General features: G+C 42.5%; 6 protein-coding genes. 2 read left to right on the forward strand and 4 right to left on the reverse strand.

Translation table 11 applies throughout. The annotated features are described in order from the left end of the window. Positions 1–17 precede the first annotated feature (17 nt). Complete coding sequence (locus tag R4146_RS01365; RefSeq protein ID WP_339959675.1) at positions 18–527, forward strand: helix-turn-helix domain-containing protein; 510 nt, start codon at positions 18–20, stop codon at positions 525–527. An 11-nt stretch (positions 528–538) separates the two neighbouring features. After that, positions 539–1,393: an IS3 family transposase gene (locus tag R4146_RS01370; RefSeq protein WP_339960627.1), complete on the forward strand. Its 855-nt coding sequence runs from the start codon at positions 539–541 to the stop codon at positions 1,391–1,393. 299 nt (positions 1,394–1,692) lie between these two features. On the opposite strand, the gene R4146_RS01375 is transcribed toward R4146_RS01370, so the two are convergent. The 4 genes from R4146_RS01375 to R4146_RS01390 all read right to left on the reverse strand — a co-directional run bounded on the left by R4146_RS01375 (position 1,693) and on the right by R4146_RS01390 (position 19,294). Then, complete coding sequence (locus tag R4146_RS01375; protein ID WP_339959676.1) at positions 1,693–15,138, reverse strand: DUF5776 domain-containing protein; 13,446 nt, start codon at positions 15,136–15,138, stop codon at positions 1,693–1,695. Between the two features lie 138 nt (positions 15,139–15,276). Beyond that, entirely contained in the window at positions 15,277–16,950 is a 1,674-nt protein-coding gene (ade, locus tag R4146_RS01380; RefSeq protein WP_339959677.1) for an adenine deaminase, read from the reverse strand. A 132-nt stretch (positions 16,951–17,082) separates the two neighbouring features. Next, positions 17,083–18,126, reverse strand: coding sequence for an alcohol dehydrogenase catalytic domain-containing protein (locus R4146_RS01385; RefSeq protein ID WP_339959678.1), 1,044 nt, complete (start codon positions 18,124–18,126; stop codon positions 17,083–17,085). A 148-nt stretch (positions 18,127–18,274) separates the two neighbouring features. Continuing rightward, on the reverse strand, positions 18,275–19,294 hold the full coding sequence (locus R4146_RS01390; RefSeq protein WP_339959679.1) for a quinone oxidoreductase family protein: 1,020 nt from the start codon (positions 19,292–19,294) through the stop codon (positions 18,275–18,277). Positions 19,295–19,325: the final 31 nt, after the last annotated feature.

A 19,325-nucleotide genomic window follows, 5' to 3' on the forward strand; every position in this document is an offset into this window, starting at 1 on the left:
CTTTGGGGTGTTTTTTTGTGTCTAAATATAAAGTAGAAGATAAATTAAATGTAATTAACGCATACCTAAACGGTATGGGATCGCAAATGGTGGCTAGAAACTTTGGAGTTAAAAGTAGAAATACTGTTTTATGTTGGGTTAAGAGTTACAAAAAACATGGACTAAATGGTCTTAAAAAAAGAAAGAATATAATCGAATACTCTACCAAAGAGAAACAATATATATTAAACTGGATGAAAACGACTAAATCATCTTATCCAGAGGCAGCTTATCATTTTAATATTCCTTCTCCATCAACTATCTGGACTTGGGAAAAACGACTAGAGCAAAAAGGTATTGATGGTTTATTGTCCCGAAGGGAAAGAAAAGCCATGACAAAAAGGAAAACTAACAAAGCCGAATCAAACAATACTAATACCGATAAAGAAAAATTGAAGAAGATTGAAGAAGAAAATTTAATGTTGAGAATAGAGAATGACTTCTTAAAAAAATTGAGGGCCTTAGACGACGAAGAAGACCAGAAGTAATTATTAAAATAATCGACGAACTAAGGCTGAAATACCATACCACTAAAACATTAATACTAAAGGCATTAAGGATATCTAGAAGTACTTATTATTATATTAGATCAATCCAAAATAAGCCTGATAAGCACGCTGAAATCGCTAAAATTATCAAGGATATTAAAGATAAAAATAAATCCTACGGATATAGAAGAGTGTGTTTAGAATTAACTAATCGTGGATACCGTGTTAACCACAAACTAGTATTAAAGATAATGAAAAAGAATAATTTACTATCTTCATCATATTCAAGAAAAACACGTAAGTATAATTCCTATCGTGGTCAGGTTGGAAAACTTAAATCAAATCAATTAAATCGAAGATTTAATACTGACAGACCATATCAAAAGCTCTGTACTGATATCAGTGAATTCAGATATGGAAATTGTGATATTAATCATCGTATTTATCTTTCACCTATTATGGATTTATTTTCTGGTGAAATAATATCCTATAACATTAGCAGCCATCCAAATATGAACTGTGTTATGAAACCGTTGAAAGAAGTTATTCAATTAGTTAAGGATTTACCATACAGAACGACAATTCATAGTGATCAGGGAGCTCAGTATCAAAGTCATATCTGGCAAAAAGAGCTTAAGAAGAATAAGATATTTCAAAGTATGTCCCGTAAGGGGAATTGTATAGATAACTCACCTATGGAATCATTTTTCCATATTATGAAAGCTGAAATCATGGACTGTAATTATGACTTTAAAGAAGATTTAATGTCGTCAATGAAAATATGGATTGATTATTACAATAATCATCGTATTAAAACAAAACTAGGCGGAAAGTCACCGGTTCAATACCGGAAACTTTCCGCCTAGGAAAAACAATATAATAATGTACAACTTTTGGGGTGCACATCAACAAAATCCCCCTTTTTGTTTAATAAATATACATATCATTCACTAATAATACACAAATGTAAAACTCTATTCACGGCTATTCTATCACTGTTAAACATTTTTTTCATCATAAGCGCATTCAAATTAAAGAATTACATTATTAAATTTTCATATTATTTTTAAATCGTTATTGAAAATAATTGTATAAAAAATAAACCGCCAATGATTAGCGATAATTCTAATCATTAGCGGTTTATTTTTAGTTAAGCAGAAATTAATTAAACGAATTTAACAAATTTCTTGTTACTTGTGAGGTACTTACCATGGCCAATGTAGAACCGAGTAAGTCCCTTGTATTTAACGATCCGGTCAACGTTTAGTTCGGAACCTTGTTTGTAGTATTTTCCGTTCTTAGATGTGAACTTCTTACTACCGTGTTCACGAACCCCACTGGTTGCAATTACCTTCACCTTTTGACTATTGGCAGCACTCATTTCAGCTTTGCTGTAGTAAGCGTTGACAATGTACTTCCGGTTAGCAGTAATGTAACCCTTGTTCTTGTTGACACTAGCAGTCAAGTGATTCTTAACGTAGTAACGTACCAAACCACTCTTCGTAACTGAGATCCGTTTGATCTTGAATTCATGAACCTTATTACGAGGTTGCTTGCTGTACTTCTTGATCCGACTATCAGTACCGAAGGTAGCCTTGTTGTGAACATAGACCGTCTTGGTATTGTAGATGTATAGTGGATGCTTCTTCAACTTAGCGTTGAAGGCCTTAGCATAACCATACTTGTAGCCGGCAGATTCACCAGCAAGTGAACTCTTAGCAGCGGTATCAGCCTTAGCAGCCTTCTTACCAGCAGCTACAGCCTTCAAGTAAGCTTCATGACCAACTTGGTATGCCCGCGCATAGTCAGATTGATATTCAGCGGCCTTGCCAGTGAAGTCCGTCTTGGCCTTCTTACCGTTAAAGGCGTCCGTATATCCATCAAAGGCACCGGCATACGTTGGTTGACTACCATGAGTCGTGTCATATTGATAACCATTCTTGGCATCAGATAATCCTTGAGCATAGTAATCACCACTACCACTACCATTGCTAGATGTTGAGCCAGCAGCATTATTGCTACCAACAAAGATCATCTTAGCGGCCTTGATAATGGTTGCGTAGTCACTAGCCGCCCGGCTAGCAGCAGAACTAGCAATTTGGGTAGCCGTTACAATCGTCATGTTAGCATTTTCAAAGGCAACACTAGCACTCGCAGCCGTTCCAGCAGCGGAACTGGCAGCTGCAGCATAGCTATCTCCAGCAGACTTATCGCCACGTGCATAAGCAGCAGAAGCTTGTGCGTTGGCGCTGCTTGCCGCAACGTTTGCACTATTAACGGTGCTGGTTGCAGCGTTAGCAGCGTTAATTGCAGCGGAAGCAACAGCAGCAGCAGAATTAGCTTGACTATTTGCAATGATTGCATCAGCAGAAGCGGAATTAATAACTGCAATCGCGGAACTAGCTTGAGCAGCATAGCTTACCAATTGTGGGTTGTTGCTGTATTGAGCAGCTAAGCTGATTGCTTGACTAGCTTGTTGTTGAGCAGAGCTAATTGGCAATGCAGTTTGAGAAGTACTACTGTTTGCGTTGTTAGCATAACTTTGTGCCAAGTTATAACGAACAGCAGCAAAACTAGTATTTTGACTTAAGCTACTGTAAGCAACACTAGCTTGTGAAGCATAGGAGCTAGCTGGGTTAGCGTAGTGGGTAACCACATCAGTTGATGAAGTAGCACTTTGAATTGATTGAGCAGCTGAATTAGCAACTGCGGCTGCGGAAGTAGTGATATTTTGAGCAGCACTGGCAATTTGAGCATTAGCAGATGCAGCACTATTTGCAAGACTTCCTGCATTAGCGTAGCTAGCAGCCGCTGCATTGGCAACGGAAGCACTAGCATTGGCAGCACTGGCACTCGCACTATCACCCTTGGCAGCATAGCTAGCAGCACTATTAGCAAAGGCAGAAGCAATGCTTGCAGCTGAACTTGCATTGGAGTAAGCCTGAACAGCGTTACTACTATTAACTGATGCATTGGAAAGTGCAGATTGGGCAACACTATTAGCACTTGAAACTAGGCTCGCAGCTGAACTAACCGTTGCGTTAGCAGAACTTGCAATTGCTGCATATGAACGAGCAGAACTATTTACAAATGCGTTGCTTGCATAAGCACTGGCCAAACTAGCAGCTTGTGATGCAACGGTTGAGTTACGTTGCGTGTTGTTTTGATCATTAGCAGCTGATTGAGCATATGAGTTAGCAAGACTAGTTGATGATGCAGCACTATTAGCAAAGGCACTAGCAGAACTGTTTTGTGCAGATGCACTACTGTTGTAACCACTAGCCTGATTAATAGCTGATGATTGAGCTTGGGCAGCTGAACTAGCAAGACTATTAGCACTGGTTTCAATGTTAACCATGTTGTTAATAGTAGCAGCAGCATTTGAAGCAACCACAGAAGCACTAGATGCAAGACTAGCAGCAGTCGATGCAGCATTTGATTGATCAACGGCTTGACTAGCAGCACTAGCAGCTGATTGAGCAGCACTCAATGCAGCAGCGTTAGCACTGGATGCATTAGAAGTATCTCCATCATTAGCATAGCTTTCAGCAAGTGATGCATAACTACCAGCGCTCACATTAGCACCACTAGCGTTAGCTGCAGCTGAATGAGCTGATTGAGCAGCAGCGGATGCGGCAGCCTTAGCTGATTGAGCATCTGTATTTGCTTGGTTAGCAACTGAGTTAGCTGAACTAGCATTAGTAGCAGCTGAATTAGCAATGGAAGCAGCCGTACTGATTACTGCATTCGTGGAGTTAGCAGCGGCAATACTGTTAACTTGAGCAGCAGTAGCAGAAGCAACTCCATTTCCAGAACTAGCTTGATCAGTAGATGCACTAGTTTGTGATGCATACTTAGCTGCAGCTGCAGCGTTTTGATCAGCGCCGTTAGCAGCATCGGTTGCAGCAGTATTAGCTGATGAAGCATTATTAGATGCCTTAGTTGCATTTGAAGAAGCATCATTACCAGCTTTGGCAGCGGCACTAGCATTGCGATTAGCATCATCAGCTTGTGATGCAGCCGTGTTAGCAATTGATTGATCACGACTTGCCCGAGCAGCAGCACTATTGGCAGCATCGGTTGCATTGGATGCATCGTTAGCAGCTTGTGATGCAATTGCTTCTTGACTAGCAGCACTATTGGCAGCAACTGCAGCACTCGAAGTAGCAGCAGCACGTTGGGCTGGCGTTAAGCTTTGATCAGCAGCTTGGCTAGCAGCAACTGATGCACTAGCATATGCTGATGAAGCAGCGCTTTGCGCAGTCTTAATTGCATTAGCAGCGGAACTAACAGTACCAGAAGCACTGCTGATGATTCCACTAGCAATCACAGCATCAGAAGCAGCATTCGATGCAACTACTGAAGCTGACTTAGCAACTACGTTAGCACTCGCAATCGTTGAATTCTTAGGATGGGCTGATAATAAGCCAGCAGCTGAGGCAACAGCGTTAGATGCGTCGGTTGCAGCAGTTTGAGCTGAAGCTAAGGCTTGTGATGCATTGTTACTGTAGCTAGAAACGGAACTACTATCAGTGGCAACATCACTAGCATGAGCATCAGTAGCAGATGAAGCGTTAGAAGCCCGCTTCTTGCTTTGGTTAGCATCATAACTAGCGGCTCTAGATTGAGCGTCAGAAGCAGCACTGGATGCAGTATCTGAAGCTTGACTAGCAGCAGTTGAAGCACTATCAGCGGTTGAACTAGCGTCAGCAGCGACTTTGGCAGCACTGGATGCATTCGCGTCAGCAGATTGAGCAGCTGAATTGGCAGCACTTGCTACATCAGCAGCAGATTGCGCAGCCTGGTTAAGGTTATCAGCAGCACCACTATCACCGGCAAGAGCAGCGGAAGCAGCTTGACTAGCTAAGCTAGTAGCACTAGATTTAGCAGCAGTTGCATTATTCCGAGCAGCACTTGCACTAGCAGCAGCAGTTGATGCAGCAAATGATGCATTATCAGCATTAGTCTTAGCTTGGTTAGCACTACTGTAAGCATTTTGAGCTTGGGTAGCAGCACTGGAAGCAACTGAATTGTCGCTAGCAATTTGACCACTAACCGTTGGATCAACGTTGTTAATTGATGAAGCAAGGGAAGCAATTACACTATTAGCTTCACTCGCATCATTAGCTTGAGAACTAGCTAAGTTAGCAGTTGAAGCAAGCTTCTTAGCAACTGAATCAGTTGCACTGGCATTGCTTGAAGTAGCAACGTTGTTGCTACCAGCACTCGTACTTGCATCAGAAGCAGCATGTTCCGCAGCAGATGCAGAACTAGCGATTCTAGCAGCTTCACTCGTTTGTGCATTTTGCTTCGTAATTGCATTGTTCAAGTCATTTGCAGCATTTTGCGCATCAGTTAAGGCTTGACTAGCAACTGATGATGCTTGGCTAGCTTGAGTAGCAGCTGATGAAGCACTATCAGTCGCCGTCTTAACGGCAGCAGCAGCGGAACTAGCAGCAACGCTAGCCTTAGATGCATTGGTTGCAGCATTAACTGCAGCACTAGCATAGTTATTACCGGCAGCGTAGTCCTTAGCTGCATAAGCAGAAGCAGCATTGGAGCTGGCTTGACTAGCAGCAGTAACTGCACTTTGGGCAAGTGAGTTTTGATAACTAGCGGCGTTATTAGCTGCATCGGCACTGGCCTTTGCACTAGCGGCAACTAAGTTGGCAGCACTAGCACTAGCAGCAGCACTGTTGGCAGCTGAGTTAGCTGAACTGATCTTAGCAGCAGCTGAACTAATTACAGCATTACTTGGGTTGCTTGCAGCAACGCTAGCAGCAGATGTGTTCAAACCACTAACTGCACTAGAGTTGTTAGTAGCGCTAGTATTAGCAGCACTAGCAACAGCAGCGTAACTAGCTGCTAGGCTGTCATTAGCACTTGCATCCTTCGCACTAGCGAAAGCTCCACTAGCAAACGATGGTGCAGCACTGTTGGCACTAGTTGCAGCAGAAGATCCAGTTACGGCATCACTGGCATTTGCAGAACTAGCTGAGGAAGCAACCTTACCGTAGTTGGATGCGTCGGTTGCAGCACTAGTGGCAATGGTTTGGGAACTATTAGCCCGACTAGCAGCAGCAGCGGCATCCTTCGCAGCTTGAGCAGCAGCATTTGATGCGTTAGTAGCAATTACGGCTTGAGCGGCAGCAGCTGAAGCAGCGGCTGAAGCAGCATCCGCATGTGACTTAGCAGCTGACATGTTACCAGCAGCAGATGCATCATAAGCAGCCTTAGCTTCGTTCAATGCCGTAGCAGAGTAACTACCAGCTGCAACGTTTGCGCTAGATGCATTGTTATTAGCACTAGATGCAGTTGATGATGCAACCCATGCATCGTGAGATGCAGATAAAGCATCACCGGCAGCACTAGATGCAAGACTAGCAGCTGAACTAGCCTTAACTGCATTACTTGCAATGGATGAATCAGTTGGGTTATTTGAAGCAGCCTTAGCAGCAGCAGATGCATCGTCTGAAGCATTCGATGCAGCAGCTGAAGCAGTATCATTAGCCCCACTAGCAACCTTGTAGCTACTATCAGCAGCACTACTGTTACCAGAAGTACCAGCAGATGCAGAACTAGCAGTTGTAGATGCACTACCTGCAACTGGTTGTGCAGCACTAGCTTCATTAGAAGCAGCACTATTAACGCTAGCAACAGAAGCAGCTAAACTAGCTTGAACACTAGCAGCATTCGATGCAGCAACTGAAGTTGCACTCTTTGCAGTAGCAGCATTTTGAGAATCAGTAGTTGCATTTTGAGCAAAGCTGTTAGCTTGGTTTGCATAAGCAGAACCGGCAGCAGCGGCATTCGATGCAGCTGAAACTGCTGACTTAGCTAAGCTGGTGTTAAGTGAAGCATTATCAGGATCACCATTTTGAGCAAAGCTGTTAGCAAGTGCAGCATAACTATTCGCAGCATTGGATGCAGCAATTGCTGATTGATATTGATCACTAGCTTGTTGAACGGCAACGCTAGCAGATGCACTATCGTTAGCAGCATTGGATGCGGCAGTAGAACCATTAGCAGAAGCACTAGCACCAGCAGCGGAGTAACTAGCAATTGCACTAGATACAGCAGCAACAGATGAATCACTAGCATTTGCACTAGCAATACTATTAACAACTGAACTTGCAGCATTAATTACATTCGTATCACTACCAGTCAATGCGGCACTAGCAATTGCAGAAGCGGCATTGGAACTAGCAGATGATAAGTTTGGTTGTGCATTACTTGCAGCAATTGAAGCAGCACTTACATAACTTGATGCGTCTGGTTTGTTATTAGCAACGTTATCAATAGCTTGACTAGTTGCAATTGCATGCGCTTGGATAGCCTTGGCAGCATCAGCAGCAGAACTAGCATTAGCTAAGTCAGAAGCAGCCCGAGTTGATGCAGATTGAGCAGCAACAGCAGCAGCACTGGCATTATCAACTGCACTTGAAGCAGCATCATTAGCAGACTTAGCAGCACTAGCAGCATTAGCAAGTGAGTTTGCGTTGTCATGCGTAAGTGGCGTTTGAGCAGCAAGTGAAGCTGCAGCACTATTAGCGGCATCAGCACTAACCTTAGCAGCACTAGCAACTGCATTGGCACTATCAGCCTTGGCCTTAGCGTCAGAAGCTTGGCTAGATGCAATCACAGCATCGGCACTAGCAGATGAAGCAGTAACAACTTCATTTGAAGCGTTAGTTGCATCTTGTTGTAGTGATGGGTTGTTTGGATACTTAGCAGCGATAGAATCAACCACACTATTAGCAGTGGTGGTTTGATCAGCTAATGAACTAACTTGGTTTTGAGATTGACTAGCACCACTAGAAGCCTTAGAAGCAGCCTGTGCATAACTATTTGCTGCAGTAGCGTAGCTATCAGTAGCATTAGCAGCACTCGATGCCCGGCCAGCATTTAGTGAACCGTCACTAGCGTCCATGCTAGCAGCTCTAGATTGAGCATCATCAGTAGCTGAAGAAGCAGCTAATGCAGCAGATCTAGCAGCGGAAGCAGCTTGACTAGCTACTACAGATGCACTAGACATGCTAGTAGCAGCATCATTAGCTGATGAAGTAGCAAGCGCAGCAGCAGAAGCAGCTTGACTAGCTAGGCTAGTTTGATTTGCAACTTCGGCACTTGCGGAACTAGCAGTAGCAGTATCACCCTTTGCAGCAGCAGAACTGGCTAATGCAGCTGTTGATGAAGCAATTGAAGCAGCATTCGATGCAGCTACATTAGCACTACTTGCAGCACTATTGGCAGCAGCAGCTTCCTTACTCTTAGCATCAGCAATAGCTGAAGCACTATTAGTAACTGATGAGGCTGATGAAGCAACTGCAATCGCAGATGAAGCTAAGCTAGCATCGTTATTAATGTCACTGTTGCCACCGTTCTTGTCAGCAATGGACTTAGCATAAGCAATTGCTGAAGAAGCAGCATTAGCAGTTGATGCAGCACTGGTTGCAACTGAGTTGTAGCCACTCACATCATTACTACTATTAGCAGCATTGGCACTAGCAGAACTAACCGCACTACTGTTAGCACTAGCAATTACTGCATATGAGCCAGCCTTAGAAGCATCAGTAGCAGGACCGGTGGTGTATTTAGCAGCACTGGCAGCAGCATTGGATGCATCTGATAATGCTGAGTTAACTTGCGCAGCAGCATTCGATGCAACAACGGAAGCAGAAGTAGCACTAGCAGCGGCAGTCGATGCAGATTGAACAGCTTGCGCAGCATTACTACTATCGTTAGTAGCAGCACTAACGGCTGAGTTAGCATCATTAGCAGCAGCACTAGCTTGACGTGCATACCGATCACCAGCAAGTGTATCACCAGCAGCATATGCAGATGAAGCGGACTTAGATGCTTCTGTAGCAGCGTCTACAGCAGACTTAGCAACACTGCTTTGTTGACTAGCATCAGTAGCAGCAGAAGCAGCAATTGATTTAGCAGTCGATGCAGAAGCATTGGCAACACTTGCGTCATGGTTAGCAGCACTAACAAGTGCATTAGCAGAACTAGCAGTTGTTGATGCACTAGTGATTGCTGTGTTAGATGGTTTAGCAGCAGCTAAGCTGGCAACCGTTGAGTTAGCAGAACTGGCGTTGCTGGATGATGTGTTAGCTTTATCAACAGCATTACTTGCATCTTTGGCATAGCTATCTGCAACGCTGGATGCACTATTAGCACCATTGCTACTGTCTGATACTGCTTGGCCAGCATTAGCGGCATCATTCGATGCAGCAATTGATTTTTGTTTAGCATCGTTCACGGCACTAGCAGTTACCCCAGCAATATTATTGATTACATCGTTAGCAGATTGAACCGCACTATTAGCACTCGATACCTTACCTTGCGCAGCAACTACATTAGCAGATGCTGAGGCAACTTTTGATTCAGCGGTACTTGCGGCATTGTTGGCATCAACAGCTGCTGAAGCAGCACTCTTAGCATTTTCAGCATATGAGCTAGCTAGACTAGCGGCACTAGATGCAGCACTTTGTTCACTACTCTTAGCAGCACTAGCAGCAGCATCAGAAGCACTGTTTGCTGAGACGTTAGCGGTAGAAGCAGCAACATTAGCTGAGGAGGCATTCTTTGATGCGGTATCTGCATCACTCTTGGCCGATTGAGCAATACTATTAGCAACTGATGCATCGTTAGCAGCGGATTGAGCAATTGAGTTTTGTTCGCTAGCAATTGATGCTTGATCAGTTACAGACGAGTTACCAGAGTTTTCCTTTGCGTATGATTGAGCATTAGTATTTGCATTTGATGCATTAGCAGCTTGGTTACTTGCATCAGAATTATTATTAGATGCACTTTGCGCATCTGCATTAGCAATACTTGCCCGGGAAGCGGCATTTGAGGAATCTGATGAATCCTTACCAGATGCAGCACTAGATGCAACTGAACTGGCACTAGATGCGGTACTAGAAGCTTCAGATCCAGTTGAGTTAGCAATACTTCCGGCAATGGAATTGGCAGTACTAGTAGCACTAAGTACCTTTTCCTTCGCATTAGAAGCAGCCGTACTATTAGCAGCAACAGAAGCTTCAGCATTTGAAACCGCAATGTAAGCAGAACTAGCACTTGCACTTGCGCTATTAGCACTTTGAATTGCACTTTGCGCAACTGCATTAGCACTTTCGGCTAAGATTGCAGCTGAAGAAGCCTTTGCGATGTCAGACTTATCATAACTAGATGCAGCTTCTGATTGAGCGATTGCATCGGAAACAGCTGATGATGCAATACTGGATGCAGTCGAAGCTGCCTTGCTTGCATCATTAGCTGCTGATCTAGCAGATTGAGCAACTACGTTAGCGTTACTACCAGCAATAGCAGCAGAACTAACAATTGCAGTTTGACTACTATCAAAGTCATTGGCACTCTTAATATCAGCATTGCTTGAATAGATTGAAGCTAGTAGTGAAGCAGCAGATGATGCTGAATTAGCACTTGATAGGTAGTCACTAAATGAGGCATTTTCTGAGTCAGCTTTACTACCTAATGATTCAGCATTAGAAGCAGATACAGATGCACTATTAACAATCGTATTAACTGATGTTTGAGCATCTTGGGCACTTGTAGCAGCTGAACTAGCCTTACTATTAGCTGTATCAGCATTCTTAGTATAAATACTGTCAGCATCGTTAGCTGCACTTGATGCAGCAGATAGTGCTGACTTCATAGCACTTGCAGCTACCACAACTGCTGAACTGGCACTACTTGCTACTGATGAATCAAATTGAGCAGATGAAAATGCTGCACTAGCTAATGCTGCGTAAGAAGAAGCTGAAGCCGCATCACTATTAGATGGTCCAAAGTCATTATTGTATGGCTTAGCTTCCGCATTGTCATTTGAAGTAACATTGTTAGCATATGAGGAAGCTAAATAAGCATACGATGAAACAGCGCTAGATTTAACACTGTATTCAACAGATGCACTTTGAGCAGCTTTAGAGTTAGCTTGGGCAATTGAGTTTTGAGCACTAGCAACTGCATTAGCAGAAGAAGCAGCAGAAACGGCACTACTCATTGAACTAGCAGCATTTGCAGCATTAGAATTACCACTTGCAGCGGATGATGCTAATGCAGATGATTGACTAAGAGTAGCTGAATATAAGCTAGATGCACTATCATTATCACTTGCAATACTATCTGCCACGCTAGAAGTTGCACTTGCATCGCTACTAATTTGGGCACTAGAAGCTGAAGCAAAACTACTCATGCTAGATTGTGCAGAAGCAGCAGATGATGCAGCTGAATTAGCTGAATCAATTGCAGCTTGGTTCGTTGGGATGATTGCTGTCGCATCAGCTTGATTCTTTAAGCTACTGTAAGGTAATGAACTATTATTAGTTGTAATAGTTGGAGAATTAGGAGCTGGGTTAGTAAAGGTTTCTGTTTGATTAGCGTTGGAACCATTGGAACCATCAGTAATCTTATTATTAACAGTTGAAACGAAATAGTGCGCAGTTGCAGTAATTGTGTTATTGCTTGAATTTAATTGACTAGCTGGGAAGAGATATGAGAAGTCAAGACTTTGGGTGTCACCCTTAGATTTATCAATGGTAACTGGGATTGTATAAGTGTAAGTATTCCCATCTCCATCGTCATCATTAGTTGTGCTATCAACAACCCCACCGTCTTTTAACTGTTGATTACCGTTTACAGAAATGTTCATGTAAATTGGTTTGTTCGCTAGATCATCTGGAACATTACTAATATTATTAATGTTTATCTTACCACTAACTAAATATTGATCAGTTCCGTATTTTTGTAAGGTTAATGGGCCATCAAAGTTTGCAGATGGTGAAGCGGAGAATGATAGATAATTTGAACCACTAACGGAATTAGAATCGTTTGTATTAGTAGTTGGTAAAGACTCAAATGTCTTATCTTTAGCGTTGTAATAAGTAATTATCCCACTCTTAGGAATATTAATAGCATAATAAGCACCCTTATTATTACCATTATTGTTAACACTTACTGAATATGCATTGAATGATAAATTAGAAATTTTAGATCCGGATGCAGGAGATTTTTCGGATGGATTTGTGTGAGTAGTATCCAAATCAAATACAACTGTTTTTCCAGGGTTATTAATATTAACAGTAACATCGTCACCATCAGATTGAAGAAGGGTCGGATTAGTTGTACCATCAGAATCCAACTTTAGATTCCCTTGATTAATAATATTAACAGTGGAACCACTACTCATTTTAAGAAGGTATGGATTTCCGGTTGCAGTCCCTTTATTAGTAGAAATATGAACTAAACCACCAGTTTGCGAGGTTAAAGTCCCAGCAACATAGGTAAAAATATTAAGATAATCAGCAGTATTATTAGCAATTACATTAAGATTACCATTGTTTTGAACAGTCAATGTACCTTCAACATCAACTGGATAAGCAGCGGGTTTACTATTGATCAGAACATTAATCGTTCCACCATCAACAGACATGTTAGAACCCTTAGCAAGAAAAAGAGCACTAGTTCCCCAACTACCATTTCCAGAATTTGATTGGTTTCCAGTATGTTTGTCACCAGTATTAATATTAACAGTTCCATTAATTACAACATTTCCACCAGTAACATATAATCCTTGTGCTCTAGAACTATTGGAACCATGTGCAATACCAGGACCATTAGAATTGTCATCACCCTGTGGGTTTAAATTAACCGTAGCACCTTTAGCAACATTAAATCCACCACCGAGTTCCAAAACATTACCACTTGTAGTAGATCCTGTATAAGTTGCTCCAGAATTAACAGTTAAAGAGTTAACCTGCATGTTTCGTTGATTTTGGTCATTGCCAGTATCAACACCAGAATGTTGACTAGTATCGCCTGGAATATTTTGAGGCGTATAACTGTTAACCGAAGACAAATTAACACTATTGTTCATAAATACATTACTTGACTTAGCGTAAATTGGCTGACCACCAGTGTAGTTAATATTATCAACATATATTGGTGTATTTCCTAGTGAAGTAGTCCCACTATCAGAAATAAATCCATATCCACTAGTACCGTATACATTTTGATTCTGCATCGTATACGTCTTAACGTTTTGAATATCATAACCGACACCAACGTAGTTAATGGTCGACCAGTTGCTACTATCATTTGAAGACTTACCAAGTTGCAATCCATTAATTACAAAATCTTTACTAGAATCATTTTTAGTAGCGACTACAGTCTTATCAGTATCACTATATCCGGCATCCTTTAAACTAATGTTGCTTAAAACATTAACGTGATAAACATTCGGATTTTGCACAGCTGCATCAAATTGAGCTGCTGTATTAACGTTAACCGTCGTATTAGTAGTAGTTCCAGCATTTTTACCCGCAGTATCAGCATTAGCGTAGGCACTAGAAGTAGCTGAATATTGACTATTCAATGCAACCACTGCATTACTTGCAGCCATTGAAGCTGAAGAAACTGCAGCATAGTAACTAGAATTTAAACTAGATAAACTATCGACATTTATTTGGAAGTAGCTAACATTACTACTATTTATTTGATTACTATAAGATCCAGCTTGGCTACTTGCAGAGCTACCTTGTGAATTATAGGCACTAATAGCATTATAAGCAGACGTAAATACGGATACGTTGTTATTCATTGCACTAGCAGAGTCAATCCAAGCTCCACTAGATTGAACGTAAGCACTGTATGAATTAACTGCTGAGCTAGCTGAAGACATTGCAGAGAACCATGCAGAAATTTGGGCAGCACTACTATTAACAGAAGAAAGTGAGGCCTTTAATGAGTCAACACTAACTGAAGAAGAGCTACCAGAAGTGCTGCCACTAGAACCATCAGATCCAGAACGACTAGTTAAACTATCAGCAGAAGAGTTAGTTACGCTAGCGGAACTAACGCTGTTAGCAGAGCTTTGATCTGAGCTAGATGCAGAACTGCTCTTAGCAGAGCTACTGTCTGAACCCTTAGCAGAGCTAGATGCATTGCTGCTGTCGGCAGAACTACCGTCTGAACTCTTAGCAGCGCTGGAAGTAGCATTGCTACTATTGGCAGAACTACCATCTGAGCTCTTAGCGGAGCTAGAATCAGCATTACTACTGTCAGCAGAGCTATTATCTGAACTCTTAGCAGCACTAGAGGTGTCACTACTGCTGCTTGCGGAGCTGCTGTCTGAGCTCTTAGCAGAACTAGAATCGGCACTACTACTTGCAGAGCTACTGTCTGAACTAGTTGTGGCACTACTATCAGCAGAGCTACTGTTGGCGCTTACGTTATCACTGCTTGATGAAACAGTATCATTATTGCTTGCACTGGTACTAGTAGCATCAACATTATTTGATGCAGAACTAGTGGTATTAGTTGTTGCGTTATTATCAGTGCTACTGGATGCAGCTACTGAATTATTAACAGTGCTACTATTGGTCTTAGCGCTATCATCAGCGGCGCTAGAACTATATGTAGAACTAGTATTAGCGTCAGCTTTTACAGTTGTCTTATTCATCGCAACTGCGGTTCCACCAAGTAAAGTCAACATGGATAATGACACGACTACCCATTGTTTCTTTACTTTCCGGAGAACCTTTTTATCATTTACTTTATTAAATTTAAATTTATTATAAAGCATGAAAAATCTCCTCCCAACTTAATTTATAATCTAAATTATAAATGTATAATACACAATCTTTATTCTAGCACTTATTTCTCCCTTTTTCATGGATTTAATAGCCTAAAAATCAGAATTAAAACGACCGGATAAAATAAACTAATCAGCTTGCAATTTAATGAAGCGTTGTTGCTCAAAATCATATAATCCCTGATCGGTTAGTTTAATTGTTGGAATCACCGTTAACGTTAAAAATGACAGGGTAATGAACGGATTGAACGAAACGGATCCACTAATTTGATGGTAAGCATTAGTGATGGCAGTTAAATCCGCACTGGCCGTCTGCCAAGGTTGAGCGGACATTAATCCGGCGACAGCCAATGGCATCGTAGCTAAGGCCCGTTCATTATCTACTACGCTAATACCGCCACCAGCGTTCGTCACTGCTTGAATGGCCCGTTCAATTGCCGCATCGTTTGTACCAACTACGACTAGGTTATGTGAATCATGCGCAATCGTAGTTGCCACTGCACCCTGTTTTAAATTGAACCCATGTACCAATCCAATGCCAACGTTACCTAAATCATGATGGCGTTCTACTACGACCATCTTTAAAATATCATGATCCAAATCAGCCACAAAGTGTCCTGACTCTACCGGCACCGGTTCAATTAAGTGATCAGTTTCAATATGGTTAGGTTGAATTCCAATCACGTGGCACTTAGGATGACTGCCAGATAATGGCAACAATAAGTCGGATTGTTGACAGTGATGATGCACTGTATCAGCTTTAAACTGTAGTGGCTTAGTATCCATATCAGCGGATGTGATCCAGTGTCCCCGTTTCATCACCCGTTGCACATCAACTTGATAGGGATCATTGACCACCACTAAGTCAGCCACATAATTAGGGTTCAATGCACCTAATCCCTTCACTCGATGGGCAATGGCGGCATTATAACTAGCCATGGTGTATGCTATTTCTGGGCGAATCCCAGCTTTAATTGCCAGTTGAATGCAGTCATTAATGCCACCCTCATCTAGAATCGTGTTCACGAATTTATCATCAGTACAGAATGAAAATTGTTGGGCATTGCCTTCGTTGACCACCGGAATCGTATTTTGCAAGTCGCGTTCTACCGTCCCCTCACGCAGAAATACATTGAAACCTTCTGCGAGCCGATCTTGAATTTGGGCTAGATTAACACTTTCATGGTCAGTATTAATGCCGACTTGTCGGTATGTATCTAACATCGACCGGGTAAATCCAGCGCCATGGCCATCGACTTGATAGCCACGGCTTAATGCATCATTGATTTTATCCATGATGCCCTTTTGTCGGTGCAACACGGCTGGATAATCCATTACTTCAGCTAATCCTTTAACTTCTGGTTCATCATAAAATGGTCTTAAATCTGCAGCCGTTAAAGTGGCCCCGTTATTTTCAAATGGCGTAGCTGGTACCGATGATGGCAACATCACGTTCACGTCCAACGGCGTTTGTCTGGCATCATCAATCATATACTGAACCCCATCAACGCCACTAACGTTTCCAATCTCATGGGGATCAGTAAAAATAGTGGTGGTCCCACTTGGCAGAATTACCTTCGCTAGTTCTGATGGAACGACTAATGAACTTTCTACGTGGACATGACTATCAATGAACCCGGGTACAACGTATTGATTGCCCGCATCAAATGCATCCCTAGCTGAATAGGGTTGATCACCAGTGGCGATAATTTGGCCATCATTAATCCACAATTGGTTGCTTTCAAACCGTCTGGAAAAGACATTTAAAATATGATTCCCGGTAACTAATAAATCGACTTGCATAATTTCAATCGCTCCAATCAAATTAAGTATAAAATTATCCCAATTATCAACCCTTAAAAATTCATTGTCAACGCCAAAAAGCGCCCTACCCATCAACGGTAGGACGCTTAACTTAGCGACGGATTTAATTAACTATGGTTGAACTACAATGGCTGATTTAATTGCCTTACGATCAGTCATCGCTTGATAAGCTGCATTAGCTTCATCTAAGGTAAATTGTTGGGTGAAGACCTTGCCAGGGTTAATGGAACCCTCTAAGACGGCCTTCAATAAGAAGCCCTTGTCATAGGTCGTTACGGATGCGCCACCACCAGCTAGGGCAACGTTGCCGTAGAACATAACCGTATTATCAGCATCCCCATGTGGTAACCCAACGCGACCCACGATCGCACCTGGTGCAGCTACTTTAAGGGCGGTATCAGTTGATAATTCAGTTCCCACACATTCTAAGACGGCATCAGCACCTAAGTCATCAGTTAATTCCATAACCTTAGCCACTGCTTCATCCCCACGTTCGGAAACAATATCAGTTGCCCCGAATTCACGAGCAATTGCTTGACGGTCTGCATGCCGGCTCATTGCAATGATCCGCTTAGCACCACGTAGTTGCGCAGCAATTACCGCACATAGCCCAACGGCTCCGTCACCCACAACGACCACCGTATCACCACGTTGCACCCGTGCTGAGCGGGCAGCATGGTAACCAGTTGCCATTACATCGGCTAAGGTCAAAAACGAGTTCAACATGGATTCCTTGTAGTCTGATGGTTGACCTGGAATCTTGATCAATGCCCAATTAGCGTGTTGGAAGCGAACGTATTCAGCTTGGCAACCGCTACTGAAAATGGCGTCAGCATTGTTCTTACAGTTAGCATCATAACCAGCTCGACAAGCGGCACAGTGCCCACAACCATGGGTGAATGGTGCAATCACAAAATCACCTGGCTTCACCGTAGTGATTGCACTCCCTACTTCGGACACGATTCCAATGGCTTCATGCCCACCATTGGCTGAGTTAGCGGGTTTGTCATTGAGGCCACGGTAGGCCCATAAATCTGAACCACAGACGCTGGCCCGCACAACGTGAATGATCACGTCATCTGGTTGTTCGAGCTTAGGCATTGCTGTATCTTCGACCGCTACTAATCCGGCATGTTTAAAAATAGTATTTTTCATTCTAATTCGCTCCTTGTTGGTTTAATCATTGTTTTTAAATTCATAGCGCATTAATTATGATAGACCTTCAAGTTAGCTTTAAGACAAGCATTAATTGCAAATTAATTTACCCAAATAAAAAACACCATTCAAAGTAATGGTGTTTGAATTAGCGTTCTTCATTATATTCCCCATCAAAATCCATCATTAGGGCTACCTTACCATTCAGATGATTTTGAATCGCGTATTTGATGGCCGATTGAACATCATTGATGGAAAAAGTCTGTTCAATATAGGGACGAATGGATTGGCGTTGAGCTAGGTTCGCTACTTTCCATAACCAATCTGGACGAACGATTAACCGTTCAAAGTGGCCCCGGTTCCAGCGCACGCCCGTCTCCATCATATCGCCGAACGGATTCTTACTAATTTCAGTTTTATTTTGATGTACTTCAACATAGTACCCATTCGGGGTCAATAATCGACGCATTGCCCCGAGTGAACGACGCCCATTTAAGATAATGATACTATCGAACTTAGTGGTGACGCCCTTCGCCCAGTTTTCCCGTGCTTCAATGACGTGATCAGCGCCGAACTTTTGAACCGTTTTAAAGCCAGCTGGTCGACTAACTACCGTCACTTCAGCACCTAGGGACTTAGCTAACTGGAGCGCATATAAGCCAACGCCACCGGTGGCCCCTACTAATAAGACCTGTTGGTTCACCGATACCTTAGCCCCAGTTACCAAGCTAACCGCCGTCCCGGCAGCCATTGGTAATGCTGCACATTCTTTAAACCCTAGGTTGGATGGCGTAAACGCCAATTGCGACTCATTAACGCAGACATATTCAGCCCAGGCCCCAAAGTGAAAGTCATTGGTGATGCCAAAGATCTTGTCACCAACTTCAATATCTTGTACCTGCTTGCCCACTGCCTCAACAATTCCAGCAAAGTCGCAGCCCATGACATTGTTAATTCCTGAATCCAAAAAACGTTTAAATGACAATCTAGGCCCAATTAAGCGCCGGCCCTTAGTAAAGTGCTTTTCGAACGGTACATAGTCAAGAAAGTTAATTGAGGAACTCTTCACCCGCACTAAGACTTGATCTTCAGCCGGTACTGGCTTATTCACTTGATTCATTTTGACCCCGTCCAACTGCCCAGACTTAGTATATACAATTCCCTTCAACTTTCTCACCTACTTATTTATAGTTTTAATT

Origin of the sequence: Nicoliella lavandulae (genome assembly GCF_037546185.1) — a bacterium.
Taxonomy (GTDB): Bacteria; Bacillota; Bacilli; order Lactobacillales; family Lactobacillaceae; genus Nicoliella; species Nicoliella lavandulae.